We start from the raw sequence: 23,761 nt of genomic DNA, 5'->3' as shown, positions 1-23,761 counted from the left end.
GCGTTGAGTCTTGCGTGTTGCGCCTTGCGTTGAAGGAGGCGGGTGGCCGCAAGCAGCCACCCGCCTCTTCGCTTCCTCCGGCGGCTACCGACCCTTGGCGCAGACACGCGTCCAGTCGATCAACTTCTGCAACACCTCGAGCATGACCCTCTGCTTCCGTTCCGGCATGAAGGGCCAGCAGATCCACGCTGGCGCCGACAGCAAGACGAACAGCAGCAGGGGCAGGTGCGAGAGCGCAGGGAGGAAGATCCTCAACACACCAGGAGTGGGCGCTACGGGCACGTTGCAGCCGATGCCGAGCCGTGCCTGTGATGTCGACGAACGAGCCCGCGAGCATTCCCGCGAACAGGCCCGAGAACAGGCCCGCGAACAAGCCGGTGACTGCGCTACCAGTCGCGGTACCGGAACGACGCCCCGCACCGCCCGTGCTGCCCCATCGGACAGCGACGCTGCCGCCCAGGCGACGCCCAGCGCCAGCAAACGCAAGCGCCGGCGTCCGGCCCGGCACGGCAACGCGGGACCTCCGCCGCGAAGGCGTTTGCCTCAGCGACCCGTCCGATCGCTTCGAGCGGGCGGCCGAGGTCAACGCCGACCGGGTGACGGCACGCCCCCGGCGGCAAGAAGCTGCCGTTCCTGGTGGACAAGGGTCAGATGGTCACGCACTACGTCGACACGACCCAGGTCCCCGCCGACCGCCCCAGGTTGACCGACTACAGCGTGGTGCCGACGTACCAGGCCGGCTACCTGCCGCCGTACATCCACCGCAACCTCGCCGAGACGGACCAGGCGATCGCGGACGCCAAGGCCGAGCTCGCCACCCTGCAGCAGCAGGTGCCGCAGGACCAGTCCGCGATCGACGGCCTGAAGGAGTGCATCGAGAACGAGGAGGAAGCGGTCGCCCGGCTGAAGAAGAACGGCCAGGACCTCTTCCCGACCGCGTTCACCTGCACGGCCGAGTACTGGCTCGCGTCGTACGACCCGAAGGCGCCGTGGATCGTCAGCCGCGAGAGCCAGGACCTCGACGCCCAGGCGTGACGCACCGACAGAAGCCCTACGGAGCAGTGCCGTGGTGGGCATCGCGGGGATACTCCCTCACAGGGGCAGGACGGGACGGCTCGTCACGGCAAGCCCCAGCACAGCAAGCCCCGGGGAGGCTCCAAGGAGAGCGGCCCGGGGAGAGCAGCGAAAGCACGAGGAGTGACGTGCAGGACATGACACACAGGAGCGGGGAATCCGGGTCCGCCGCGCCGGCCGTCTTCCTCACCGCCGCCGAAGGGGACCTCGCCACGCTGACGGTGCTCGACTGCAGGCTGCGCCGGCGCGGGGTGCGCATCGGTGTGGACGCCGAGCGTGTCCTGACCGACGGCACCCTGCAGGAGCCGGTGCTGCAGGACCTCGGCGCGTGCGACGCGGTCGTCGCGGTGTGGAGCTGGGCCGCCGCCGGGGACCCGCTGGTGGTGGCGCACCTGGAGACCGCCGCGTCCTTCGGCAAACGCACCATCCAGTACGCGCCGCACGACGAGGCACAGTTCGAGGACCTGCTCCGTGCGGTCTACGGGACGGCCCCCGTGCCCGCTCCCCGGAAGCCCGCCGGGATCGTGATCACGCCCGGACGGTGGCGGATCACCGACGGCGACACACCGCTCGAACTCGACCTCGTGCTCGCCCCCGACGGGCGCACGACCGGCCTCGGCACCGCCCGGGACCACACCGGACGCATCACCGGCAGCTGGCGATACGTCAGATCGGACGAAGAGCTCGCCCTCGACCTGCGGATCTCCGTCGGACTGCGGCCGGCGCCCCTGCAACTGCTGCTCCACCCGACCCGCCGCGACGGCGACCGCATCCACGCCGTCGACGCGCACGGCCTGGCCGCGCCCCACACGTACACCCTCGAACCTGGCGACGGGCCTAAGCCGGCGGATGGGGCAAGTTGAGAACCATGACGTCGTGGAGGTCGGCACCGGTCCACGGGCGAGCATCACCGACCTTGCGGTAGCCCCATGATCGGTAGGCCGCCTGCGCCGCCTCGCTCGCCGGATGGACGTGGAGCCGCGCGCGCCCGGCCTCGACCCCGTCAAGGAGCGTTTCGTGCAGGCGGCGCGCGATGCCGAGCCCGCGCCACGGCAGGCGTACGGCCAGCCCTATCAGCCCGAAGGTGTGCTGGCCGGCCGCGCGGCGGATGTCGTCCGATGCGAGTGGGTCGGGCGAGTCCCACCAGTCGGTCTGCGGTCCCAGGACGGAGCCGTACGCCATGCCGATGGGGGTGCCGTCCGGCGTGCGGGCAAGGGCAGCCCGGAAGGTGCGTTTCCTTGTGTGGGAGCGGAAGCGCTGGAAGGTGGCTGCGACGTCGTGTTCGGTCTTGCAGTAGGGCGGCTCGGCGAACGCGTCGGCGTACACGAGGGTGAAGTCGGCCTCGGCCCGCTCGGCGGCCGGGCCGTCCAGGCATGTGACGGTGAGGGCTTCGGGGTGGCGCATGTGGTGCTCCTCGGGCGGTCTCGCGGTGGCCGTCGCCACATTCGCGGGCGATCGTCGTGCCGGTTCCGGCGACGGCGCGCCGGAACTTCCGGATCTTGCCCAGCAATCGCGGCGATGAGATGCCTCCGTTCGCCTGAACTACGGTCGTCATCTCGGCGCATGCCATGCGTGTCATGCATGGCATGTGGTGTTGACGCGATGCCGCCCGGAGTCCTTGGGCAGTGATCGGGGGTGGCGGGCGGACCACCGGGCTGCATACCGTCGTTCCTGTGCCCGAGCTTCAGCTGCTTCGTCTGGACCATGCCCCCGCGCTCCTGGCCTTCGAGCGGGAGAACCGGGCCTACTTCGCTGGGGGGGCCAAGCAGGTCAGCCCCTGACCGGGGCGAGGTCGGCGGCGCCGAAGGAGACGGAGAACCGCTCGCACCAGATCACCGCGCTGCGGAACTTCGAGGGGTCCGTCCCGGCGGGGACGGCGTAGTTCTGGTTGCCCAAGTTGCCTTTGAGCTTGCCGAGTTGGACCGCGCCGTCCCCGAGCCCGGCCTTCACCGCGTCGGCGTCCTTGGGGGAAAGATAGACCCGTACATCCGGTCCTTCGCTCGTCATGAGGTCCTCCAACCGCAACACCTGCCCACCGCCCGCGAACCGGACGGTGCGGGCCGTGCCGCTGGTGTGGTGCTCATGGCTGACGAAGTCGCCCTGTGCTAGGTCCCGGGGACCCGCGTCCTTCATCGCCGGCCCGGCCGCGGACCGGGAAGCGGTCGGCAGGGCCTCGTTCACGCTGGTGTCGGTGAACGCCTTCCAGGGTTGGAAGAGATACAGCCCGATGCCGGCGGCGACCACCAGCACCAGCAGAACGGGCACGACAGCACGGCGGGACACACCAGACATCAAGACCTCCTGAAGGGAACGGACGAGCGGCCGCGATCGGCCAACCCGTCATTTCCCAGCAAACACGCCCCCGCCCGCCGGGGATACCGGTACAGACCCCCCGTAAGACACCGGTAACCAGTCCAACGCCGGGCCCGCCCGCCGGACGGGCAGAACCAGGCGGACGGGCAGTACCCCTCACGGGCGCGGTGGTGCGGCTCGCAGGCCGCCGAGCAGAGCGGCCAGGTAGCGACGCGCGGTGGCGATCCGGTCGACGGACGTCCCGCCGTGGACGTTCACGGCATGAGCGATGCCGCACATGAGCGGGACGAGGTCGGCGGCGGTCATCCGCGCTTCGACGGTGCGGAGCAGGAAGCCTTCCAGCGCGCGCCAGGCATCGGCGTCGGCGAGTGCCTGCTCGGCATGGTCGGCGAGGGCCTCCAGGCAGGGGGCGGAGACAGCCTCCAGCAGCGCCTCGGGGGTGGCGAAGTGCCGGTGGACGGTGCCGACTCCCGGTCCGGCGCGGCGGGCGACATCGTTGAGCTGCAGCGGTGTGCCCTCGTCGACCAGGACACGGGCGACGGCGACGATCCGGTCCCAGTCGCGGGCGGCGTCCTTGCGTAGCGGCGTTGTCGCTCGCCGGGTGCGGCCGGGCGCGGCTGGGCGATGCGTCCGGAGCAAGCGGCCTCGGCGGCCCGGGACCGCACACCGGTCCCGGGCCGCCGAGCAGCTCGCAAGGGCGTTACGGCGCCATCTCGTAGGCCCCGGCCAGCGCCTCGACGCGCTGCCAGACACGGGCGGAACGGGCCTCGTCGGTGACCGGGCGGCGGACCGCGCCCAGTGCCCAGCGCTGCTGGGCCTCGGTGGCGGAGTCCTTGCCGTGCAGTTCGACGGCGTGCGCGGAGAAGTCGCGGACGAGGACGGCGAACAGCTCGTCCAGGACGTCGGTCTCCAGGCCGGTCAGGTGCGCCTGCTCCAGGATCAGCTGGCCGTGCACGACCAGCGCGAAGAGCTGGCCGATGGCGAGGAGGAGGTCGAGGTCGCGGCTCTGCTCCTCGTCGGGCGCGGCGGTGGTGACGAACTCGCAGAGCGCGTCGGCCTGTTCGCGGAAGCGGGCGATGTTGGGCAGCTCGGCGTAGCGGTCGTAGGCGGTCCGCCAGTCGTGGAAGCGGATGGCGCCCAGGCCGCGGGCGGGCCCCTGCCGGAAGAGGAAGTCGTCGTCGGCCGCGTCGAGGCGAGTCGGCACCGGCTCGTACTCGGCGGGGTTCAGCAGATGGTTGCCCATGAACTTCAGGATCAGGGCGAGGTTGACGTGGACCGTGCCCTCCAGCTTCGGCAGGCCCCGGATCTCGGTCGCTGCCTGGGCGAAGTAGGTGTCCTTCTCGAAGCCCTTGGCGGCGATCACGTCCCACATCAGGTCGATGACCTTCTCGCCCTCGGTGGTCACCTTCATCTTCGTCATGGGGTTGAAGAGCAGGTAGCGGCGGTCCTCGGGGCCGGCGGACCGGAAGTAGTCCACCGCGCGGTCGCTGAACAGCTTCATCCCGACGAGGCGGACGTAGGCGTCGGTCAGCTCGCGGCGCACGTGCGGGAAGGCGGTGACCGGGCGGCCGTAGAGTATGCGGTTCTGCGCGTGGGTGACCGCCTCGTACATGGCGTGTTCGCAGATGCCGATGGCGCCGGTGCAGAGGTTGAACTTGCCGACGTTGACGGTGTTGAGGGCGGCGTCGAAGGCGGCGCGGCCGGTGTGCAGGACGTCGTCCGCGCCGACCGGGTAGTTGTCGAGTCGGAACTCGCTGACGTACTTCGAGGAGTCGACGACGTTCTTCACGAGGTGGTACGCCGGGTGGCGGCTGTCGGCGGCGAAGAAGACGTACCCGTCCGGGCCCTCGACGTCGGTGCGGCGGCCGAAGACGGACACGAGCCCGGCCGCGTTGCCGTTGCCGATGTAGTACTTGGAGCCGCTGGCCCGGAAGCCGCCGTCGCCGTCGGGCTCCAACAGCATGTCGGTGGAGTAGATGTCGGCGCCGTGTGCCTTCTCGGAGAGGCCGAAGGCGAACACCTCGCCCTGGTCGAGGAGTTCGGCGGCGCGGGCGCGGGCGGTGGCGTTGTCGCTCTGCCAGACCGGGCCCAGTCCGAGGATGGTGACCTGCCAGGCGTACCAGTAGTCGAGCCCGTAGAAGCCGAAGATCTCGTTGAGGGCGGCGATCCGGGCGGTGTCCCAGCGCTTGTCCGGCTGCCCGTCGGCGGCGGAGGCGGGGGTGAGGAAGGTCGCGAAGAGCCCCTCCTTCGCGGCGAACGCGAGGAACTCCGCCAGCCAGGCACGGGAGCGGTAGTCCTCGATGAGCTTGCGCTTGCCGCGCTCCTCGAACCAGTCGACGGTGGCGCGCAGCAGCCGGCGGGTCTCGGCGTCGAAGTGCGCGGGGTCGTAGGTGCGGGGGTTGAACAGCAGGGAATCGGCCATGAGGGTCGCCTTTCCGGGCTCGGTGGTTTCGGGAGGGGTACGGGGCCGTGGCTCCGCGCGTTGGTCAGGGCACGGGGTGGAGCCGATGCAGGGTGGCGAGGACGTCATCGAGCCAGGCGATCGTCATCCGCTCGTAGGCGATGCCGCCGCGCAGCACGACGTGCTGGAGCTCCTGCCCGGCGTCGAGCGGGGCGTCGCCCCCGGGGTCGGTGAAGTCGCGCTGTTCCCCCACGAGGTAGTGGGCGAGCCGATCGGCGTGTGCCTGGCGGTGCCGCTCCACCTCGCGGATCAGGGCGGTCGGGTCGTCGAAAGCCGCGCCGCGGATCTTGACGGCGAGGTCGTGCCGGACGCTCTCGGGCTCCACCGGTTCGTGGAGCCACTCGGAGAGGGCGGCGCGGCCCGGTGCGGCGACGGAGTACTCCTTCTTGTCCGGCCGGCCCTGCTGCGGCACGTCGCGGACGTCGATCCAACCGTCGTGTTCCATCCGCTTGAGCACGCGGTAGATCTGCTGGTGGGTGGCGGTCCAGAAGTAGCCGATGGACCGCTCGAAGCGCCGGGACAGCTCATAGCCGGAGCCCGGCTTCTCCAGCAGGGAAACAAGGATCGCGTGTTCGAGCGCCATGCCCCGATCTTGCTATGCAACTCGTTGCATAGGCAAGCGTCACCGGCCGGGTGAGACGCGGCTCACCCGGGCCGTCCGAGGCCGCGGCAGAGAGTTCCGGTTACGGCCTGGTCGGACTGGCCGAGCGGGTAGCCGCACTCAACGGTCATCTGGCGTACGGCCCTACTGGATCAGGCGGCTGGCAGGTGGCGGCCACCATCCCGCTCGATGACCAGCAAGGCAGGGGTGCCGCATGATCCGGACAATGATCGTCGACGACGGACTGGTGCGGCTGGCGCTCGCCGACATCTTGCAGGACGTTCCGGCATCACCGTCGCCGCACAGGCATCCGACGGCCGTGAAGCCGTCCAACGGGCCATCGAGCAGCGCCTGGACGTCGTACTGGTGGACGTGCGGATGCCCAGCACGGACGGCACCCTCATGCCGCCCGACGGCTCGTCGAGCACCGTCACCGGACGGCGCGCGGCGTCTCGACAGCTGCCCAGGCCCGAGCGGAGCGCCTGACGCCGCGCGAGACCGATGTGCTCAGGCTGCTGGCCAGGGGTGCGTCCAACGTGGAGATCACCGCCGCGCTGGGCATGCGGCAGAGCACGGTGAAGGCACACGTCAGCCGCATCCTGGCCGCTCTTGAGACCTCCCCCAAGGCATGGGGTTTCGGTGACATGAACGGTGACCGCAAGGCCGACGAGGTCGTGCGCGACACGGCAGGGCGGCTCTGGTTCAGTTCGGGTGACGCTCGGCACCCGCAAGCTGGTCGGCACGGGTGGCCGGAACGGCATGAGCAACGTCACCGCCTTCGGCGACCTGACCGGCGACGGCCGATCCGACCTCTACGCCCGCGAGGCGTCCACCGGAAGCTGTGGCTCTACCCGGGCCGCTCCGCCGCCCTCGGAGGGCGCGTCCTGGTCGGCTCGGGCGGCTGGAACGCCATGGCGAACCTCATCGCCAATGGCGACTCTTCCGGCGGATGACGGCGACGCGCGATGCGCGGCGGGCGGCGGGCGGCGGCATCCTGATCGTCCGACGCTCGATCAGGATGCCGAAGGCCCTGCCGGTCTCGTCCGTCATCGACCGCCCGGAGATCCGTGCGGACAGTCGTGCAGACGCACCTGCGGACAGCCGCGCAGATGTCCGTGCGGCTTTTGCCTATCGCGCCTCAGCCGACGCCCGGCAATTCAGCGGCGCGATCGGGGCCGGCGGTAGCGCGGACGTCCGCTGCTGGTGGTCGGACGATTTCTGGGAGCGGGCGCTTGTAGGGACTTTCCGATTGCCCCGCCGTGCAGCATCAGCAGTGTGCCGGTGGCGAAGACCACCAGGAACAGGGTGATGGCGCCGGTTGCCATCAGTACGGCGGGGGCGTGCAGGATTTGGTTGGTCAGGGCGAGGACCACGGCCGGGATGCTGCTTCCGGCGGACAGCAGCAGCATGGCGATGGCGATCGCGGAAGGCGACATCGCCTGGGTCTCGTCGGTGGCGACCTCCATTTTGGCGGGGCCGAGTTCCCACTTGAAGGTCAGTCCGGTGCTTTCCTTGAGTACAGCCGCGTCAGCGCGGTTGCTGGGTTCTTCCAGGCTGAGGTCGAGGTCCTTGGTGGCCATCTCTTGTCCTTCTCCCCTCAGCTGTCCTCCATCTCCTAAACCGCTCACACCTCGACGCTAGCGACTCTGTGTGATGTGGATCAACTTGACTTTCTCTGCCCTTACGTGACTGTTACTCAGTTTCGACGCCGTGGTGACGGATGCGGGCAAGGTTCATACGCAAGGCGCGTCCTGTGCGTGCAGGATGTGCGCACCGTCCATACGATTGCTTGACACGGTATGTACGATCGGGCATCGTGGATACATAGGGTCCTGGCCGGGTCGGCCCGCGGATGCTTCGGACGAAGGGGAAGTCGTTAGATGTCCACCTCGCGCAAGGGGACCGCCGCTCAGGAATGGCAGAGCGCCGGCCCGACTCGTATCACCGTCAACCTCGCCCCGAAGGCGGCCGCCGCATTGGATCAGGCCGTCAAGCTCACGGGCGACACCAAGACCGACACGATCAACCGGGCCTTGCAGATCTACGCCTACCTGGAGAGGGTCGCCCAAGACGGCGGCACCCTTTACACCAGGTTGGCCGACAGTGATGAACTCGAACGCCTCTACTTCGTCTGAACTCTGCTTCGTCTGAACTCTCTGACTGTGCTGCTCGGCTATCCGCGTGGCCGCAGCTCCCGACAGCGCCAGTGCATCGATGCAACGCCCGAATGGACCACACGGGCCCTGGGGCGTGTCCGTTGGCGCGGCGACGATGCCTTCGACGCGACCGGCCGGAGCATCTTCAACCGCCTCAGGTGACGTTGCCTATCCGGCGGTATAGCTGGCATTGGCTACGGATACGGCCACGGTGATGGCCATGGCGACGGCTACGGCCCCGGCTCGTTGTCAGGTTGGCCGGAACCCGCCGCGTGGCGGGTGAAGGAGGGCCGCGGACGTCATGCTTCTGCCGCTGCCAGGCGGTCGGTGATGCTTTCATGAGGCGAGTCAGGGTGCTCCCTGTTCGAGGTGGGTACCCGAGCGTGGAGGAGGAGCCATGGCGACAAGCGCGATGAACCGGGCCGTGGGGCTGACGGCCCGCACGGGGCCGGCAACGGGCGAAGAGCTTGCCGATCTCCCCGAACGGGCTGCCGGACTGGTCGAGTTGCTCCGACGCAATGCCGCCCGCACCGAGCAGGACCGGCAGGTCGCGGAGGAGAACATCGCGGCGCTCGACGAGGCCGGGCTGTTCGGCATCACGACGCCCGAGAGGTTCGGTGGCCGCCAGGCGAGCGTCCGCACCCTGCTTGAGGTGACCTCGGAGCTGGGCCGCGGTTGCGGATCCACCGCATGGGTCACCAGTTTGATCAACATCTCCGGCTGGGCCGTCGGCCTCTATCCCGAACGCACCCAGCGTGAGGTGTACGAGGCCGACCCTCGTGCCCGTGTCTGTTCCGCCCTTCCTCCCCAAGGCACGAGCCGGGCGGCCGACGGGGGACAGGTCATCTCCGGACGATGGGGCTTCGCCTCCGGGTGCCAGCACGCCGGATGGGCGCTGCTCGGTATGCAGGTCAGCGGCGCGTCCGGGGAGCAGGTGGACCAAGGGCTGGCGCTGGTCCCGATGGCACAGCTGACCATCGAGGACACCTGGCACGTGGCCGGGATGCGCGGAACCGGAAGCAACACTCTGGTCGCCGACGGCGTCTTCGTCCCGGCGCACCGCATCCTGTCGGTGACCAAGGCGAAGCAGGGCGAGTACCCCACCGAGTTCACGGACGAGGCCCTGTACCGCACGGCGTTCATCCCCGCGCTCTCCCTCTCCCTCGCCGGCCCGCTGCTGGGTCTCGCCCGCGGCGGACTGGAGCTGGTGCTGGCCTCGCTCGCCAAGGGGCGCGGCATTTCGCACACCTTCTACGACGAAGCCCGTGAGGCACCCGCGGCCCAGACGCAGCTCGCGGAGGCCGCGCAACTGGTCGATACGGCCGCCCTGCACCTGATGCGTGCGGCGGACGACGTCGACAGCTGGGCGGCGAGCGGTCGGTGCATGCCCGTGCCTGACCGGACCCGGGTCCGGATGGACATCGCCACCGTCGCCCGCCGCTCACGGGAGGCGTTGGAGATCCTGCTGAACGTGCAGGGAGCCAGGGGCTTCGCCGACGGCAGCCCCTTGCAGCGCATCTGGCGGGATCTGGGGACCGGCACCCGGCACGCGATGATCAATCCGGCCATCGCGAACGAGATCTACGGCCGGTCCCTGCTCGGCATCGAGGAGCAGGTCACTCCGCTGATCTGAGCGGTCGGTCGGCCGAGCGGTTGATGAGAGTGGATTGCCGAACGCCCATCGCGTGCCGGTGTTGCCCCCCCCGCAGTCATTGGCTGCTGGTGTTGACCCGCAGCCGTTGCCTGTCCCTTGGTCCCGTCCGGCGCGGTGTCGATCCCGTTGCGGCGCGCCGAAGTCGGGTCGCTCTCGTATGCCCGGACGGAAGGTCCACCGGGGAGGACTGCTCAGCGGGGCTCGCCGAACCAGTGTCCGAGCGCCGGTTCCGGGCCGTCCGGACCGCCGGCCCAGCACACGTAGCCGTCCGGCCGGATGAGCATCGGCCGGCCGTCGGTGCCCTGACCCGTGCGGTCCACCCGGTCTGACCAGAGGTCGGCGACCTTGGCGAACCTGTCGGCCGGGTCGAGCAGGATCCCGCGCCCGGACCGCAACAGTTCGTGCAACCGGACCGGCCCGAGGCGCAGATCCGGCGAGGGAAGGCCGACGAGCGGTTGGTCCTCGGTGCCAGGCATGGGGTAGCGGATGCCCATCCCCGACAGCATGTCGTCGAGTTGGTACTGAACGTCCCGCAGTTGCGCCATGGTCGCGAACAGTTCCCTGGCGGCGGCCACACTCGGGTCGCGGGTGCCCTCCCAGTCCATCAGCAGGCTCTGTGCCTGGACGTTGCGCAGCACGGCGGCCCCGACCGGGTGCCGCTCCCCGTGATACGTGTCCAGCAGGTCATCCGGGGCCCAACCGTGCACGGCGGCGCCGAGTTTCCACCCGAGGTTGAGCGCGTCCTGGATCCCGGTGTTCATTCCCTGCGCGCCGAGCGGAAGGTGGACGTGCGCGGCGTCGCCAGTCAGGAACACCCTCCCGTGCCGGTACTGTGCGACCTGCCTGGCGGCGTTGGTGATGCGGCGGGCGTAGCGGAGTTCGAGCAGTTCCACCCGGGATCCGAAGATGCTGCGCAGGCCGTTGCGGATCTCGTCCTCGGTGACCGGGACGTCCCTGGGCAGTGACCGGCCCGGCCCGCCCATGGCGAGTCGGCGCAGTGGCCTGCCCTGCGGGTCGGTGCCCAGCGGGAACATGTGCGCCCAGTGTCCGTCCGCGTTCCAGCTGTGCGTCATCGCCTGGTCGTCGCACCTCAGCCGCACGTCGGCGGCGATCGCGGTCACCGTGCCTGCTTGACCGGGAAACTCGGCTCGCAGCAGCGACCGCACCGTGCTGTGGGCACCATCGGCGGCCACGAGGTAACGGCCGCGGACGCGTGCGCCGTTGGCGAAGGTCGCGGTGACGTCGTTCTCGTCCTGGGCGAGGTCGACCAGCTCGTGGTCGCGCCGGACGTGGATGTCGTGTGCGGCGAGATGCTGTTCGAGGAGTCCCTCGATGACCACCTGCGGTATGGACCGCCATGGCAGGCGGTGCCGGCCACGGGTGAGCGGCAGGGGGATCCCGGCGAAGTGAGCGGAGCCGACCGGGTGGTCTCCGGTGGCCAACAAGGGTTCCAGCAGGCCGCGCTGATCGAACGCCTCCTGCGTGCGGGACTGCACACCGCCGGCCCTGGACAACTCGCTGCGCTGCGGCAGCTTGTCGACCAGCACGGTCGCCACCCCCGCCACCCGCAGTTCGTTGGCCAGTGTCATGCCGGTCGGGCCCGCGCCGACGACGAGTACATCGGTGTCCATGAGTTCCCCCTGGATGGGTCGATTAGGGCAGGCGCAACACTCCGCCTGCCGAGCCGCCCGAGCCAGACACCGGCCCGTGTGCGGTGGCATCCGACATCGGTCACCGCTTCGTTGGTGGAATCCGACTACGAAGCGGTGCGTCACCGGGGGCGAACGACCTCGTTCCGTGCGCGCCAACGGCGTGGGTGGCGTCGTACCGTTCCTCCACGAACAGACCCCACCGCATTGCGACAGCCGCGCTGCTCGCCCTTTCCCTGTCCCTACCGATCACTGCGTCCGAGACGGCTTTCGCGGCGAGTGCACCTGTGCCGGCATCCAGTGGCGCCGCGCGGTCCGTCCGGCTCTGGGATGGGCTGCAGCCGGTGACGTTCTGCCGGCTGGGGTGTGAACGCCGGGCGCCGTAGCCGCTGCCAGGGACGGGCAGCGCACGTGAGAGCCGCCCCTGCCGAGGGCCGGGGCGGTTCTCGTGCGGCCTGGCGCCTGGCGCTCTGCCGTTGGACTGGCTCCGGTCAGCCTCCGTGCGCGGTGAGCGTGTAGCCCTCCGGGCCCTCGAAGGAGAACATCGGCCCGAAGGGGCTGTTCGCCATCGGGGTGAGGATCTTGATTCCGGCGGCGACGAGTTGGTCGTGGAGCTGGTGGGCGTCGGGAGTCCGGAACCAGAGCACCACGCCGAGGCCGGGGCGTGCGGCGTCGGCGAGGTCGATGCCCGGGAGGGGCTCGCGGACGGCGAACGGGGTCGGCTCGGTGTCGAACACGACCGCGTGCGGCGGTGAGACCGCGGCCCGACGCAAGCCCAGATGCTGTTCTGCCACATCGCGGACTTGCAGTGCCGCAGTACGCCACCCTGGAGCTCCTGGCCCTGCGTCCAGGCATGTCCAACGCCGAACTCGCCCGCGCGACCTTCGTCACCAGGCAGTCCGGCAGCGTCGTCCTTCGGGGTCTGCAGGAAGCCGGCCTGATCACCCGCCCGGCCACCGCCGACCATGGCCGTGCCCTGCCCACCCATCTCACGGAGGAGGGTCACAGGCGCCTGGCCGCGGTTCAGGCCGCCGTCTACGGCATCGAAAACCGCATGGTCGAGGCCATTCCGCCCCAGCGCCTGCCGGCGCTCCTCGCCGACCTCGACCGCCTGGCGACAGCCTTGGAGGAGTGACCCGTCAGGCAGTTGGGGGCGGTTCGTTGGTGGCGCTGCCTGGCGAGTGCCGTTTCAGACGGTGCGACCGAAGTAGGCGGCGATCTCGTCGAGGGCGGGAGCTCCCTCGGGGACGGGCCTGGACGGGCCGAACAGCCTGGTCTGGGACCGGAGCGCGTCGGGGAACCTGCCGTACCAGCGCTGATGGACGGCCTGGACAGCATCCGGGTCCCCGCGGCGGTCCTGGCCGGTCGCGGTGGCCACGTCCCAGCCGTGGAGTGTCGCCTCCAGCAGGTGCAGGTCCGTGACCAACGGCCCCTGTCCGCCACCCGGCATCGGCATCTGACGCTCCACGGCGCCTTCGGTCCGCCAGGCGTCGAGGGCGTCCTCGGCGCCCTGGGCGTAGGCGTCACCGGGCTGCCGGCCACCGAGGCCGCGTCTGCTGCGGTGCCTGCTGCGGTGCTTGCTGCCCTGCTCGCCTTGGTGCCTGCGGGCAGTGGGGCGACGGTTTCGTCTTGGTCGTCGGTTCTGGCGCGGTGCACTGCGTCGATCCAGCTATCGAAGATCGCGACGAGAAGTGCGTCCTTGTCGCCGACCGACATCACCGTCCCGGTGCTGACTGCCGCATCGGTAGCGATCTGCCGGACCGTGGTGGCCCCGAACCCCTGGTCGCGGAACAGCCGCTCAGCCGCGGAAAGCACCCTCTGGCGCGTCGCCTGTCGCTGCGCCGCACGTGACTGAACGCGTTCACTGAACGCGTTCACTGAACATGTTCAGGTCGCTGTCCCGTCGCGTGCCGGGGCGCAATGCCCCGTGCAGCGCAGGCTCCCGTGGTGCAATTCGAGCAGGTGGGTTGGTCGCGGTGCGGCTGGCGGGGCTATCCGTGCAGCGGGTCGGGGTCGGGGTCGGGGGCGAGGCCGGTCAGGTCGCAGCTGGCGTCCCAGAGTCGGCTGGCGACGGCGGTGTCGGCGAGATGACTCCATACCGTTTCTTGCCTGGGGGCGCCGCGCAGCCCGAACAGGCGAGGTCCCCACAACTGCCCGCCGCGCACGGCCGGGTCGAGCACCGCTCGGACCGCGGGCCAGGCGGCGGTGTGCTTTCCCTGAACGAGAAGGGCGGCGGGGGCCGCGCCCAGTCGCGCACCGACACGTCGTACATGGACGGGCGGTCGTGACGGGGTGAGGGAGTCCAGGGCGCCGCCGGGATGGACCACCACGCTCGCCGTCGAGCTGCCGGCGGTGCGCAGGCGGCGGTCGAGTTCGAGTCCGAAGTACATCTGGGCCAGCTTGGAACGTCCGTAGCTGCGCTTGGCCCGATAGTCCCGCTGGGACTGAAGGTCGTCCAGGTCCAGCCGTTCCGATTTCGCGGCGAAACTGCCGACGGTCACGATGCGTGCCGCCGGTGCGGCCGACAGCAGCGGCATCAGCCGGGCGGTCAGCGCGAAGTGCCCGAGGTGATTGGTGCCGAACATGACCTCATGGCCGTCCCTGGTTTCGCGACGTGGTGGGTCATCGAGTGCGACGCCGGCGTTGTGGACCACCGCGTCGAGGCGATGTGTCTCCAGCGAGTCCACCACTGTGCTGAGCGACGAAAGATCGGCGAGGTCCAGCCGAACGGCACGTACCCGCGCGCCGGGCACACGCGAGCGGATCGAGGCCATGGCTGCTTCGGCTTTCGCCGTGTCCCGGCTGCCCAGCACGATGGTGGCCCCGGTGGCGGAGAGCTGCTCCGCGACGAAGTACCCGATGCCCGCGTTGCCGCCGGTGACGAGGTAGACGCCGCCTTCGGCGCGCGGTAGCCGGTGAACATCCCAGGCGGGGATGGGGGATGGGGACGACATGACGGTGCGCTCCGTTGCTCGGAAGGTCGAAAGGGGCACGGTCGCTCCGGAGGGAGCGGCTGGTCGTCCATGGTTCCAGCGGCCACCGACACATCACCTATGGATCACCGACAACCGCGCCGGAGGCCCGACATCCCGTCGACCTGCTGCCGACCTGTCGTCGGCATGCTGCGCCGCCTTGCTCTGGGGCCGGGTGCGAACGGTGGGGGAGGGCTCGGTACTGGTGTCCGCCCTGCCCCGTCGCCGGGGGGCAGGTGGCCCCGAGGAGCAGTGGGTAGGAGTCCAGGAACTTGGCCCAGTCACGTTGGATGCCGAGGCGGGCGCCGGTCTGCCCGAGGAACTCGGCGAGCTCGGTGTGCGGGGCGCGTTCCATGAGCAGGTCCAGGTGCTGGGCGCCCTTCTCGGTGAGCGGTTTCCTGATGCGCGGCCACTTCATGCCGAACTCGGTCATGATGAGCTTGCCGTAACACTCCAGGGTCTCGGACAGCCGGGGGATCTGCACCTCCTCCACGGCGTAGCCCGCCCGCTCCAGGGCGGTGGCCGCCTCGTCGATGGCGGCGCGGATCTGGGGGTGGACGCCGACTCCGGCCGGGTCGGCCACGATGCCGACCTTGAGAGGGCCGGTGGGGCGGGGGCCGTATGCGGGTACCGGGACCGCCCGCGGGTCCTCCAGGTCTGCGCCCGCCAGCGCCTCGTAGGCCGCGCGCAGGTCGGCGACCGAGCGGGCGATCGGGCCGTCTACGGGGATGAGTTGGGAGGCCGACATCGACTCCTGGCCCATGATGCGGTGGTCGGCGGCGAAGCGGCCGTAGCTCGGCTTCAGCGCGGCCACTCCGTTGAAGGCCGCGGGCATGCGCACCGAGCGCCGGACCGGGTCGGGCGGGGCGCGGTAGAAGCCGGTAGGGGCCGGTAGGTGGTCAGGTGCGGATGAGAGGGCAACTGGTCGGCCGTGACCGGGAGTTCAGTGGGGCGTCGCACCTGTCGAGAGGGCAGGTGCGGGCCCGGTCACCACTTCTTGGTGAGGGCCCCGAGCGGGTCGGCGCTGCCGGTCCGCTTGATCCGGCCGGCCGCGGCGACGGCGTCGGTGATCCAGACACGGGCCTGGAGGGTGCCGCCGAGGTGCTCTGCGAGGGCGTCGACGAGAGCCTCGTGGCGAGCGTCCTGGCCGAAGGCGTCGAGGGCCAGCCCGGCAAGAGGCTCGAAGTTGTCCTTTGCGGCCTCGCGGACCGCGAAGGACATCGTCGAACGTATCCGGGCAAGGCCCGCGGCGGCCTTCACGCCGCGCCAGAAGTTGGGCTCGGAGTAGCCGGGCAGGGTGTTGAAGAGCGCGGCCAGCCGCTGCTCGTCATCGGTCATGTCCATCTCCTTCGCATAGGCGTCGGATCAGTATCGGCGTGCGGTGGCGACGAAGGGACCTGCTCCGTAGGAACTTTCCGCTGAAGAGGGCCGGTATTCCAGGGACTTAGCGGTGTTGGACGGGAGGGCAGTAGCCGGTCTTCTCGCCGATCGTGTTGATCTCGGCGTTGGACCGCGGGTCGCCCGCGTAGTTGATCTGGTTGGTGCACCGTCCGTCGGGCTTCTTGGCGGTGCCCGACGGCGTGCGGTGGGCGGTGTTGTGGTTGGTCTTGGGCGTGGCGGTGGAAGGCTGCGCGGTGCCGGCGCCGGCACTGACGCCGCTGCCGGCAGCGGCGGAGGCGCTGGACGAGGGCGAGGCGTTGGTGCCGCCTTCCTGACAGGCGGTGAGCCCGAAGGCGGCGACGGCGATCACCAGGGCGGCGGCGGCCTTGCGGGTGCGGTGGAGCGTGGCACGGTGCGACATGTTCTTTCCCTGCTGTCCGGGGGTGCTGCGGTGGGTGCGTGGGAACAAGACTGTCGGCCGCTGCTGCTGATTCGTTGCTGTGCGACTAACGGCCCACTAACGTCGCGGTGGGCGGTCGCCCCGGAAGGCTTCCGCCACGGGGCGCGGCCACCACAAGGCGTCGTCGCGTGGGGCATCGGGTTCCTGGGCGGTGAGACGCACGGCGTTACGAGGCCCGGGTCGTCGCCCAGGCAACGCGGCTGCACGGCTGACGAGCGGCGCGTAGGGTCAGGGCAGGGTGCCCAGAAGCGCCCTGGTGTCTGTCCGGCCTTGCCCCATCGGACACGGCCTAGCGGGACAGTCGCACCCCGGTGACCAGGTCCGGGCGGATGCGCAGGGCGTGGGTCATGCGGTGGTCGGTCCAGGGGTGCAGCAATGCCTGGTAGTGGTCCAGGTCGGCGGGGTCCGTCACCAGGTGGCAGTAGCCGGTCACCACTACGCTCCAGCCGCAGTGGGTGGCCGGGTCGATGGCGTCGGCCTCGTAGGCGACGACCACGCCTTCGGCGTCCGCGTGCTCGGTGAGGGTGGCCAGCGCGGCGCCCTCGTGGGTGCGGATGATCACCTCGCCGTGGTGGAGGAGGTGGTTCACCGGGCGGATGGCCGGGAGCGCGTCCTGGGTGAAGACGATGCGGCCCAGCGACACGCTGCCCAACAGCCGCAGGGCCTCGGTGCGGTCCAGTTCGGTGCTGCGGCGGGACGCCTCGCGGTCGGCCCAGGCCACCCATGCGGTGTCGGTGGTGATGCCGGTGGTGTGCCGGGCCGGGGTGTCGTTCACGGCGTGCTCCCTGTCCTGAGTTTGGCGAGGCTGTCGAGGTCGTCGAGGCGCTGGACCTGTCTGTCAGTAGACGGCCCCCGGCGCAGGGCTGCCAGGGGCCGTTCGGCCCGGACCGTGGCGATTCCGTGTTCATCACGGCCCGGTTCGGGTCAGCGTGCCGCGCCGGCCACCGCCTCGTCGGCCGAGTGCGCCTCGGGGCGGCCGGCCGACGAGGTCATCAGGTCCGGCACCGGGTCGTGGCGGATGCGGTCGGCCAGCATGCCGCCCGCGACCAGCCGGGCGACCGTGGCACCGACCATGCCGGCCGGACCGCTGACGAAGGCGACATGGCCGGACCACTGCCCGTCCCGGGCCACCGCCTCGGCCAGCGGACCGTACTCGCCCATCGGGCCGTCGGCCGGTGTGACGGGGTCGTCGTCCAGCACCCGGACCACCCGCAGCCGGCCGTGCCGCGCCGCCAACTGGGACAGCGTCTCGGCGTCGTACAGTTCGGCCCGGTTGCGGGCGCCCACAAAGAGGTGCACCCGGCCCGGCGGGCGCAGCGGGAGGCCGCCCGACGAGCGGCGGCTCGCCCACTCCTCCAGCAGTGCCCTGACCGGCGCCCACCCGGTGCCGCCGGCCACCATCAGCAGGTCGCGCGGGTGGTCCTCCTCCTTGAGCGTCATCGTGCCGTGCGCGGGCCCCAGCCGTAGGACGTCGCCGACCCTGGTCCGATTCACCAGCGCCTCGCTGACCCCGTCGGGACCGGTCCGGCGGATGTGGAACTCCACCTCGCCGTCCGGTCGCGGCGCGGAGGCGAAGGAGTAGTGCCGCCACGCCTGGGGCATCAGCGGGGACTCGACCGCCGCGTACTGGCCGGCCCGGTACGCGTACGGCTCGTGCACCCGGAGCCGCAGCACGGCGAGGTCGGGGCGGCGCCGCTCATGGGTGGTCACCGTGCCCGGCCAGCACGGGGGTTCGGCGATCGCGGCGTCGGCGCCCTCGACCATCGAGGCCACCGCGAAGCGCAGCATCCGCACCCACGCCTGTTCCACCGCCTCGGCCCAGCGGGGCCCGGCGGTGCGCCGCAGCGCCGCGACCAGCGCGGACTCGAACGCCTCGTAGTGCACCGGGCGCACGCCGAGCTTGCGGTGGTCGTGGCCGAGCTGCCGGAAGTAGGCGGCCACCTCGGCGGGGCGGTGCAGGTTCTCGATCAAGTACCAGAAGGCGCGGGCGAGATGGGCGCGCTGGAAGTCCATGGACGCCGGGAAGAGCGACCGCAGATAGGGCCACCGGGCGAACATCTCGTCGTAGAGGTGGGCGATCAGGTCCCCGAAGGGCGTGACCAGGTCCAGATACTGGGTGATCAGCCGCTGGTCCGCGGCGCCGTCGTAGGAGGTGGCGGCTAAATCCGGTACGGGTGCCCGCCCTTGTCCGAGGATGCGCTGCCGCAGCCGCATCGCGTCGTGCCGGGCGAGCAGGGCGTGGTACTCGCCGCCGACAGTGCCGGGGGTGGACCTGTCGGACGCCTCGGACGGGGCGGGGCGCGCGGGCTGGTAGGGCTGCTGCATGGGAACGACCTCCTGACGGGGGGCGTCAGTATGGCAACGCGCCGCCGTGCCCGAAGGGCCCCGTTCCCCCAGGGCCGTTCGGCCCTTGCGCGGGCCGCCGAGGCCGACAAACCTCGTGGTCGGGCCCCTTGTGCCCGGCCGAAACCGCGAAGAACCACAGAGCGAGAGTCATGAACCAGCAGTCCGTCCAGCCCGCCACCGCTCATCCCGTCGCCGGTCCGGAGGCGCCACTGCGCGTCTTCATCCTCGACGACCACGAGGTGGTGCGCCGAGGAGTGCGGGACCTTCTGGAGGCCGAAGGCGACATCGAGGTCGTGGGGGAGGCGGGGGACGGTCGGCAGGCCCTCGCCCGGGTGCCGGCGGTCCGTCCGCAGGTGGCCATCCTCGACGTGCGGCTGGGCGGTACCGAAGGGCCGGACGGGGACCACGAGGGGATCGAGATCTGCCGGGAGTTGCGGGCCCGCGTGCCGGAGCTCGCCTGCCTGATGCTGACCTCCTTCGACGATGACGAGGCGCTGTTCGACGCCATCATGGCCGGGGCCGCGGGCTATGTCCTCAAGCAGATCGACGGCACGGCGTTGGTGCGTGCGGTCCGCACGGTGGCGGCGGGGCAGTCGATGTTGGATCCGCGCACCGCGACGCGGGTGATGGAGCGGCTGCGCGGCCCGGTCCGGGACCAGGCGGACGATGCGCCGCCGTCCGCGCTGGACCGGCTCTCGCCCCGCGAGCGGGAGGTACTCGACCTGATCGGCGAGGGATTGACGAACCGTCAGATCGCGGACCGATTGTTCCTCGCCGAGAAGACGATCAAGAACCGGGTGTCCGCGATCCTCGGCAAGCTCGGGGTGGGCCGCCGGGTCCAGGCCGCGATGGTCGCCGAACGGCTGAAGGAGCCGCGGGCGTGAGCCGGGCACCGGGAGCGGCCGGCGACTGACCGGCCCTCCTCGGGGCGGGCCGCCCCGGTGGGCGGTCAGTCGGGCAGCGGAACGCACCACACGATGCGGGTGCCGCCGCCCTCCGGCGGCTCGACGGTCAGTCGGCCGTCGTGCATCGCGGCCCGGGCCCGCATGTTGGCCAAGCCCCCGGTGTGCGGTGCCGCCCCGATTCCCACCCCGTCGTCCGTCACCGTCAGCGTCACCGTGCCCCCGGTCACCGACAGGGCCACGTCCAGGTGGGCGGCGCGGGCATGGCGGGCGGCGTTACTGAGCGCCTCGGCGGCCACCGCCACGAGGTGCTCGGCCACCTCGTCGGGGACCGCGGCGTCCACCGGACCCTCGATCCGCAACGCCGGGGTGAAGCCCAGGGGGCCGGCCGCCCGCTGCACGGTCTCGGTGAGGTCCCGGCGCAGTCCGCGGCCGTCCTTGCCGTCTCCGGTGGTGCGCAGCCCGAAGATGGTGGACCGGATGATCTTGATGGTGGTGTCCAGGTCGTTGACCGCGCGGCCGACCCGTTCGGCGGCCTCCGGCCGCTCTATCAACCGGGTCGCGCTCTGCAGCGTGATGCCGGTGGCGAACAGCCGCTGGATGGCGAGGTCGTGCAGGTCCCGGGCGATCCGATCGCGGTCGTGAAGGACCGTCAGTTCCTCCGACTCGGCCCGCCGGCGGGCGAGTTCCAGGGCGATCACCGCCTGGTCGGCGAAGCCCGATATCAGCGTGACCTCGGCGTCGTCGAACGCGGGCCGGCCGGCCAGGCGGCTCAGCCGCAGTGCACCGCAGCCGGTGTCCACCTGGAGCGGTACCGCGACGGCCGGCCCGGATGCCGTGCCGTGCCCCGCGGCCTCGTCGGCCTCCTCGTCCAGCGCGTCTCCGGCCGGCGCGTCCCCGGCCCCGCTCCCGGCGTCCGGGCCCAGCGGATAGGCCCGCGGGTCGGCCCGCAGATCGGCGCTGACCACTGGCCGGCCGTCGCGCACGGCCATGCCGGGCAGCGAGGCGTCGATCGGCACGCGCAGTCCGACGATCCGGCTCGCGCCCGTACCGCACGCCACCGTCACCGCCAGCTGGTCCGGCGCCCCGGTCGCCGGCAGCAGCACCGCCGCACAGTCCGCGCCGGCGACCTCCCTAGCCCGCTCGGCGATCAACCGCAACACCTCGTCCGCGTCCGTACCGGACAGCAGACTGCGGGTGATCTCGCCCAACGCCTCCAACCACCGCTCCCGGCGGCGGCTCTCGTGGTACATGCGGGCGTTGTCGATGGCCACGCCCGCCGCGATGGACAGGGTCGTCACCACCGCCTCGTCGTCCGCGTCGAACGAGCCGCCGCCCCGCTTCTCGGTCAGATAGAGGTTGCCGAACACCTCGTCGCGGACCCGGACCGGCACCCCGAGGAAGGTTCGCATCGGGGGATGGTTGGCCGGAAAGCCGTAGCTGCGCGGGTGTCTGGTCAGGTCGGTGAGGCGCAGCGGCGCGGGGTTGCGGATCAGCTCCCCGAGGATGCCGTGACCGCACGGCGTCCGGCCGATCAGGCCGATCAGCTCGTCGGACATGCCGACGGGCAGGAACTGCGACAGCTGCCCGTCGTCCACCACGCCCAGTGCGCCGTATTCGGCGTCGGTGAGGGTGACCGCCGCCTCCACGATGCCCCGGAGCACCTGCGGGAGTTCCAGCCCCCGCCCCAGGCCCATCACCGCGTCGAGCAGGCTGCGCATCCGGTCCGGCGCGCGGAGCTGAGGTCCGTGCGGACCGCCCGCGGGCGGCGCGTACTGCTGCGATTCGGACATGACCGTGCTGCTCCCAAAGATCCCGTACGTCTGCTCGGCAGCGTACGTGATCATCCCGGCCCGGTCCGCAGGCACCGGTGCCGACCGGCCACTCGGGAGGCCGTCCATGGGGGCTGGCGGTCCCCCGGGACGAGGGCCGATCGCGTTCCGGGGGAGGGCTGTTCGGCCCTGGGGGCCGCGGATGCCGCCGGTCGACGATGAAGGGGCCGGGAAGGGCCGGGTCTCCCCCGTGTCGATGGCTCTTCCCGGTCCTGGCCGCTTCCCGGCCCAGTTCACGTTTCCGAGGTGGAGGACACAGCACGGTGGACGGTTGGGAAGTTCAGGCAACGGCGGTCAGGGAACCGGTGCGCGGCCGGGTCACGGCCCGGCCGCGACGCCGGAACAAGGCGGTGGGGTGGCTCACGACCACCGACCACAAACAGATCGGCACGCTCTACCTCGTCTCGGCGTTCGCCTTCTTCCTCATCGGCGGCCTGATGGCCCTGCTGATGCGCGCCGAACTGGCCCGTCCGGGCACCCAGATCCTCTCCAACGAACAGTTCAACCAGGCGTTCACCATGCACGGCTCGGTGATGCTGCTGCTGTTCGCCATGCCGCTGTTCACCGGCTTCGCCAACTGGCTGATGCCGCTGCAGATCGGCGCCCCCGACGTGGCCTTCCCCCGGCTGAACATGCTCGCCTTCTGGCTGTTCCTGTTCGGCTCGCTGATCGCCGCGGCCGGCTTCCTCACCCCGCAGGGCGCCGCGGACTTCGGCTGGTTCGCCTATGCGCCGCTGTCCGACGCCGTCCACTCGCCCGGGGTGGGCGCCGACATGTGGATCATGGGTGTGGCGCTCTCCGGATTCGGCTCGATCCTGGGCGCGGTCAACTTCATCACCACCATCATCTGTATGCGCGCACCCGGCCTGACGATGTTCCGGATGCCCATCTTCACCTGGAACGTGCTGCTGACCGCGGTGCTGATCCTGATGGTGTTCCCGGTCCTGGCCGCCGCGCTGTTCGCCCTGGAGATGGACCGCAAGTTCGGCTCCCACGTCTTCGACGCGGCCAACGGCGGCGCCCTGTTGTGGCAGCACCTCTTCTGGTTCTTCGGCCATCCCGAGGTCTACGTCCTCGCCCTGCCGTTCTTCGGCATCGTCTCCGAGATCATCCCGGTCTTCGCCCGCAAGCCGATGTTCGGCTACGTCGGCCTGATCGCCGCGACCATCTCGATCGCGGGCCTGTCGGTGACGGTGTGGGCGCACCACATGTACGTCACCGGCGGCGTCCTGTTGCCGTTCTTCTCCTTCATGACGTTCCTGATCGCCGTCCCCACCGGGGTGAAGTTCTTCAACTGGATCGGCACCATGTGGCGCGGCTCGCTGTCCTTCGAAACCCCGATGCTGTGGGCCACCGGCTTCCTGGTCACCTTCGTCTTCGGCGGCCTGACCGGCGTCATCCTGGCCTCCCCGCCACTGGACTTCCACGTCTCCGACACCTACTTCGTCGTCGCGCACTTCCACTACACGCTCTTCGGCACCGTGGTGTACGCGATGTTCGCCGGGTTCCACTTCTGGTGGCCCAAGTTCACCGGCAAGCTCCTCGACGAACGCCTGGGCAAGATCACCTTCTGGACGCTCACGGTGGGCTTCAACCTCACCTTCCTCGTCCAGCACTGGCTCGGCGCCGCCGGCATGCCCCGCCGCTACGCGGACTACCTCGCCGCCGACGGCTTCACCACCCTCAACACCCTCTCCACCATCGGCTCCTTCCTCCTGGGCCTGTCCTTCCTCCCGTTCTTCTACAACGTCTGGAAGACCGCCAAATACGGCACGGAGGTCGGCTGCGACGACCCCTGGGGCTACGGCCGCTCCCTGGAGTGGGCCACCTCCTGCCCGCCTCCGCGCCACAACTTCACCGCCCTGCCCCGGATCCGCAGCGAGTCCCCGGCCTTCGACCTGCATCATCCCGTCGCCGCCGACGCCCTCGCCGCGGCGGACCGTCCCACAGACGACCACTGA

At 70.6% G+C, this 23,761-nt stretch carries 23 protein-coding genes and 3 pseudogenes; 9 read left to right on the top strand and 17 right to left on the bottom strand.

The features are described 5' to 3' along the window. The first annotated feature begins 636 nt into the window (after window positions 1–636). Both JNO44_RS03790 and JNO44_RS03785 read left to right on the top strand, forming a co-directional pair. Window positions 637–1,035 carry a hypothetical protein gene (locus tag JNO44_RS03790; RefSeq protein WP_205361393.1) on the top strand — a complete coding sequence of 133 codons (399 nt, stop codon included), beginning with the start codon at window positions 637–639 and terminating at the stop codon, window positions 1,033–1,035. Between the two features lie 176 nt (window positions 1,036–1,211). Continuing rightward, a complete protein-coding gene (locus JNO44_RS03785; protein ID WP_205361392.1) occupies window positions 1,212–1,937 on the top strand; it encodes a hypothetical protein in 726 nt (241 codons plus the stop codon). On the opposite strand, the gene JNO44_RS03780 is transcribed toward JNO44_RS03785, so the two are convergent. Further along, window positions 1,912–2,478, bottom strand: coding sequence for a GNAT family N-acetyltransferase (locus tag JNO44_RS03780; RefSeq protein WP_205361391.1), 567 nt, complete (start codon window positions 2,476–2,478; stop codon window positions 1,912–1,914). The genes JNO44_RS03785 and JNO44_RS03780 overlap by 26 nt on opposite strands. Before the next feature lie 269 nt (window positions 2,479–2,747). Between JNO44_RS03780 and JNO44_RS03775 the strand changes: the two are divergent. Then, window positions 2,748–2,828: pseudogene (locus tag JNO44_RS03775) on the top strand (GNAT family N-acetyltransferase); the annotation flags it as partial. A gap of 16 nt (window positions 2,829–2,844) precedes the next feature. Here the strand turns inward: JNO44_RS03775 and JNO44_RS03770 are convergent. The 4 genes from JNO44_RS03770 to JNO44_RS03755 form a co-directional block, all read right to left on the bottom strand. Next, the gene (locus JNO44_RS03770) at window positions 2,845–3,366 is read right to left on the bottom strand and encodes a DM13 domain-containing protein (protein WP_205361390.1); all 522 of its coding nucleotides are present in this window, start codon (window positions 3,364–3,366) and stop codon (window positions 2,845–2,847) included. Window positions 3,367–3,543: 177 nt separating this feature from the next. Then, entirely contained in the window at window positions 3,544–4,026 is a 483-nt protein-coding gene (locus JNO44_RS03765; RefSeq protein ID WP_205361389.1) for a TetR/AcrR family transcriptional regulator, read from the bottom strand. A 61-nt stretch (window positions 4,027–4,087) separates the two neighbouring features. Then, entirely contained in the window at window positions 4,088–5,809 is a 1,722-nt protein-coding gene (locus tag JNO44_RS03760) for an acyl-CoA dehydrogenase family protein (protein WP_205361388.1), read from the bottom strand. A 64-nt stretch (window positions 5,810–5,873) separates the two neighbouring features. Further along, window positions 5,874–6,431: a PadR family transcriptional regulator gene (locus JNO44_RS03755; protein WP_205361386.1), complete on the bottom strand. Its 558-nt coding sequence runs from the start codon at window positions 6,429–6,431 to the stop codon at window positions 5,874–5,876. A 232-nt stretch (window positions 6,432–6,663) separates the two neighbouring features. Between JNO44_RS03755 and JNO44_RS03750 the strand changes: the two are divergent. Further along, a pseudogene (locus tag JNO44_RS03750) lies at window positions 6,664–7,063 on the top strand (response regulator transcription factor); the annotation flags it as partial. A gap of 543 nt (window positions 7,064–7,606) precedes the next feature. On the opposite strand, the gene JNO44_RS03745 reads toward JNO44_RS03750, so the two are convergent. Continuing rightward, entirely contained in the window at window positions 7,607–8,029 is a 423-nt protein-coding gene (locus JNO44_RS03745) for a hypothetical protein (RefSeq protein ID WP_205361384.1), read from the bottom strand. A gap of 300 nt (window positions 8,030–8,329) precedes the next feature. Here JNO44_RS03745 and JNO44_RS03740 point away from each other — a divergent pair, with 300 nt between their 5' ends. After that, a complete protein-coding gene (locus tag JNO44_RS03740) occupies window positions 8,330–8,584 on the top strand; it encodes a ribbon-helix-helix domain-containing protein (protein ID WP_102923032.1) in 255 nt (84 codons plus the stop codon). Window positions 8,585–9,002: 418 nt separating this feature from the next. Beyond that, complete coding sequence (locus JNO44_RS03735) at window positions 9,003–10,238, top strand: acyl-CoA dehydrogenase family protein (RefSeq protein ID WP_240167399.1); 1,236 nt, start codon at window positions 9,003–9,005, stop codon at window positions 10,236–10,238. A gap of 212 nt (window positions 10,239–10,450) precedes the next feature. On the opposite strand, the gene JNO44_RS03730 is transcribed toward JNO44_RS03735, so the two are convergent. Together JNO44_RS03730 and JNO44_RS03725 are read right to left on the bottom strand one after the other, a co-directional pair. After that, on the bottom strand, window positions 10,451–11,890 hold the full coding sequence (locus JNO44_RS03730; RefSeq protein ID WP_205361382.1) for an FAD-dependent monooxygenase: 1,440 nt from the start codon (window positions 11,888–11,890) through the stop codon (window positions 10,451–10,453). A 509-nt stretch (window positions 11,891–12,399) separates the two neighbouring features. Beyond that, entirely contained in the window at window positions 12,400–12,702 is a 303-nt protein-coding gene (locus JNO44_RS03725) for a VOC family protein (protein WP_235092170.1), read from the bottom strand. Between JNO44_RS03725 and JNO44_RS03720 the strand changes: the two genes are divergently transcribed. After that, entirely contained in the window at window positions 12,660–13,043 is a 384-nt protein-coding gene (locus tag JNO44_RS03720; protein WP_205361373.1) for a MarR family winged helix-turn-helix transcriptional regulator, read from the top strand. The two genes, JNO44_RS03725 and JNO44_RS03720, sit on opposite strands and share 43 nt — an antisense overlap. A gap of 54 nt (window positions 13,044–13,097) precedes the next feature. On the opposite strand, the gene JNO44_RS43025 is transcribed toward JNO44_RS03720, so the two are convergent. From JNO44_RS43025 to JNO44_RS03685, 8 genes and pseudogenes are all read right to left on the bottom strand, one after another. Continuing rightward, window positions 13,098–13,364: a DinB family protein gene (locus tag JNO44_RS43025; protein ID WP_235092169.1), complete on the bottom strand. Its 267-nt coding sequence runs from the start codon at window positions 13,362–13,364 to the stop codon at window positions 13,098–13,100. Between the two features lie 272 nt (window positions 13,365–13,636). Then, a pseudogene (locus tag JNO44_RS45010) lies at window positions 13,637–13,723 on the bottom strand (TetR family transcriptional regulator); the annotation flags it as partial. A 176-nt stretch (window positions 13,724–13,899) separates the two neighbouring features. Continuing rightward, window positions 13,900–14,862: an SDR family NAD(P)-dependent oxidoreductase gene (locus tag JNO44_RS03710; protein ID WP_205361363.1), complete on the bottom strand. Its 963-nt coding sequence runs from the start codon at window positions 14,860–14,862 to the stop codon at window positions 13,900–13,902. Between the two features lie 97 nt (window positions 14,863–14,959). Further along, a complete protein-coding gene (locus JNO44_RS03705; RefSeq protein ID WP_205361357.1) occupies window positions 14,960–15,715 on the bottom strand; it encodes an amidase family protein in 756 nt (251 codons plus the stop codon). 152 nt (window positions 15,716–15,867) lie between these two features. Continuing rightward, window positions 15,868–16,218, bottom strand: coding sequence for a hypothetical protein (locus JNO44_RS03700; protein ID WP_205361355.1), 351 nt, complete (start codon window positions 16,216–16,218; stop codon window positions 15,868–15,870). Between the two features lie 106 nt (window positions 16,219–16,324). Next, the gene (locus JNO44_RS03695; RefSeq protein WP_205361353.1) at window positions 16,325–16,681 is read right to left on the bottom strand and encodes a hypothetical protein; all 357 of its coding nucleotides are present in this window, start codon (window positions 16,679–16,681) and stop codon (window positions 16,325–16,327) included. 328 nt (window positions 16,682–17,009) lie between these two features. Further along, window positions 17,010–17,495 carry a pyridoxamine 5'-phosphate oxidase family protein gene (locus JNO44_RS03690; RefSeq protein ID WP_420882610.1) on the bottom strand — a complete coding sequence of 162 codons (486 nt, stop codon included), beginning with the start codon at window positions 17,493–17,495 and terminating at the stop codon, window positions 17,010–17,012. Window positions 17,496–17,644: 149 nt separating this feature from the next. Further along, window positions 17,645–19,045 carry a globin domain-containing protein gene (locus tag JNO44_RS03685; RefSeq protein ID WP_205361352.1) on the bottom strand — a complete coding sequence of 467 codons (1,401 nt, stop codon included), beginning with the start codon at window positions 19,043–19,045 and terminating at the stop codon, window positions 17,645–17,647. Window positions 19,046–19,215: 170 nt separating this feature from the next. Here JNO44_RS03685 and JNO44_RS03680 point away from each other — a divergent pair, with 170 nt between their 5' ends. Beyond that, window positions 19,216–19,950, top strand: a complete 735-nt coding sequence (locus JNO44_RS03680) for a response regulator transcription factor (protein ID WP_205361350.1) — start codon at window positions 19,216–19,218, stop codon at window positions 19,948–19,950. A 65-nt stretch (window positions 19,951–20,015) separates the two neighbouring features. On the opposite strand, the gene JNO44_RS03675 is transcribed toward JNO44_RS03680, so the two are convergent. Beyond that, window positions 20,016–21,689 carry a sensor histidine kinase gene (locus tag JNO44_RS03675; protein WP_205369362.1) on the bottom strand — a complete coding sequence of 558 codons (1,674 nt, stop codon included), beginning with the start codon at window positions 21,687–21,689 and terminating at the stop codon, window positions 20,016–20,018. A gap of 416 nt (window positions 21,690–22,105) precedes the next feature. Here JNO44_RS03675 and ctaD point away from each other — a divergent pair, with 416 nt between their 5' ends. Beyond that, window positions 22,106–23,761, top strand: a complete 1,656-nt coding sequence (gene ctaD / locus JNO44_RS03670; protein WP_420882736.1) for an aa3-type cytochrome oxidase subunit I — start codon at window positions 22,106–22,108, stop codon at window positions 23,759–23,761.

The sequence above is a fragment of the Streptomyces noursei genome, assembly GCF_016917755.1.
Lineage (GTDB): Bacteria > Actinomycetota > Actinomycetes > Streptomycetales > Streptomycetaceae > Streptomyces > Streptomyces yunnanensis.
Note: the sequence above shows the minus strand (reverse complement) of the source record. Positions and strands in the feature narration are given on the sequence as shown.

What these genes read in the sequence shown, in the direction of transcription:
- JNO44_RS03760 (WP_205361388.1), bottom strand. Translation starts at nt 5,809, where the DNA reads ATGGCCGATTCCCTGCTGTTCAACCCCCGCACCTACGACCCCGCGCAC.
- JNO44_RS43025 (WP_235092169.1), bottom strand. Translation starts at nt 13,364, where the DNA reads ATGCCGATGCCGGGTGGCGGACAGGGGCCGTTGGTCACGGACCTGCAC.
- JNO44_RS03695 (WP_205361353.1), bottom strand. Translation starts at nt 16,681, where the DNA reads ATGTCGCACCGTGCCACGCTCCACCGCACCCGCAAGGCCGCCGCCGCC.
- JNO44_RS03755 (WP_205361386.1), bottom strand. Translation starts at nt 6,431, where the DNA reads ATGGCGCTCGAACACGCGATCCTTGTTTCCCTGCTGGAGAAGCCGGGC.
- JNO44_RS03705 (WP_205361357.1), bottom strand. Translation starts at nt 15,715, where the DNA reads ATGCCCGCGGCCTTCAACGGAGTGGCCGCGCTGAAGCCGAGCTACGGC.
- JNO44_RS03770 (WP_205361390.1), bottom strand. Translation starts at nt 3,366, where the DNA reads ATGTCTGGTGTGTCCCGCCGTGCTGTCGTGCCCGTTCTGCTGGTGCTG.
- JNO44_RS03730 (WP_205361382.1), bottom strand. Translation starts at nt 11,890, where the DNA reads ATGGACACCGATGTACTCGTCGTCGGCGCGGGCCCGACCGGCATGACA.
- JNO44_RS03780 (WP_205361391.1), bottom strand. Translation starts at nt 2,478, where the DNA reads ATGCGCCACCCCGAAGCCCTCACCGTCACATGCCTGGACGGCCCGGCC.
- JNO44_RS03700 (WP_205361355.1), bottom strand. Translation starts at nt 16,218, where the DNA reads ATGACCGATGACGAGCAGCGGCTGGCCGCGCTCTTCAACACCCTGCCC.
- JNO44_RS03740 (WP_102923032.1), top strand. Translation starts at nt 8,330, where the DNA reads ATGTCCACCTCGCGCAAGGGGACCGCCGCTCAGGAATGGCAGAGCGCC.
- JNO44_RS03680 (WP_205361350.1), top strand. Translation starts at nt 19,216, where the DNA reads ATGAACCAGCAGTCCGTCCAGCCCGCCACCGCTCATCCCGTCGCCGGT.
- JNO44_RS03735 (WP_240167399.1), top strand. Translation starts at nt 9,003, where the DNA reads ATGGCGACAAGCGCGATGAACCGGGCCGTGGGGCTGACGGCCCGCACG.
- JNO44_RS03710 (WP_205361363.1), bottom strand. Translation starts at nt 14,862, where the DNA reads ATGTCGTCCCCATCCCCCATCCCCGCCTGGGATGTTCACCGGCTACCG.
- JNO44_RS03675 (WP_205369362.1), bottom strand. Translation starts at nt 21,689, where the DNA reads ATGCGCAGCCTGCTCGACGCGGTGATGGGCCTGGGGCGGGGGCTGGAA.
- JNO44_RS03745 (WP_205361384.1), bottom strand. Translation starts at nt 8,029, where the DNA reads ATGGCCACCAAGGACCTCGACCTCAGCCTGGAAGAACCCAGCAACCGC.
- JNO44_RS03785 (WP_205361392.1), top strand. Translation starts at nt 1,212, where the DNA reads ATGACACACAGGAGCGGGGAATCCGGGTCCGCCGCGCCGGCCGTCTTC.
- JNO44_RS03685 (WP_205361352.1), bottom strand. Translation starts at nt 19,045, where the DNA reads ATGCAGCAGCCCTACCAGCCCGCGCGCCCCGCCCCGTCCGAGGCGTCC.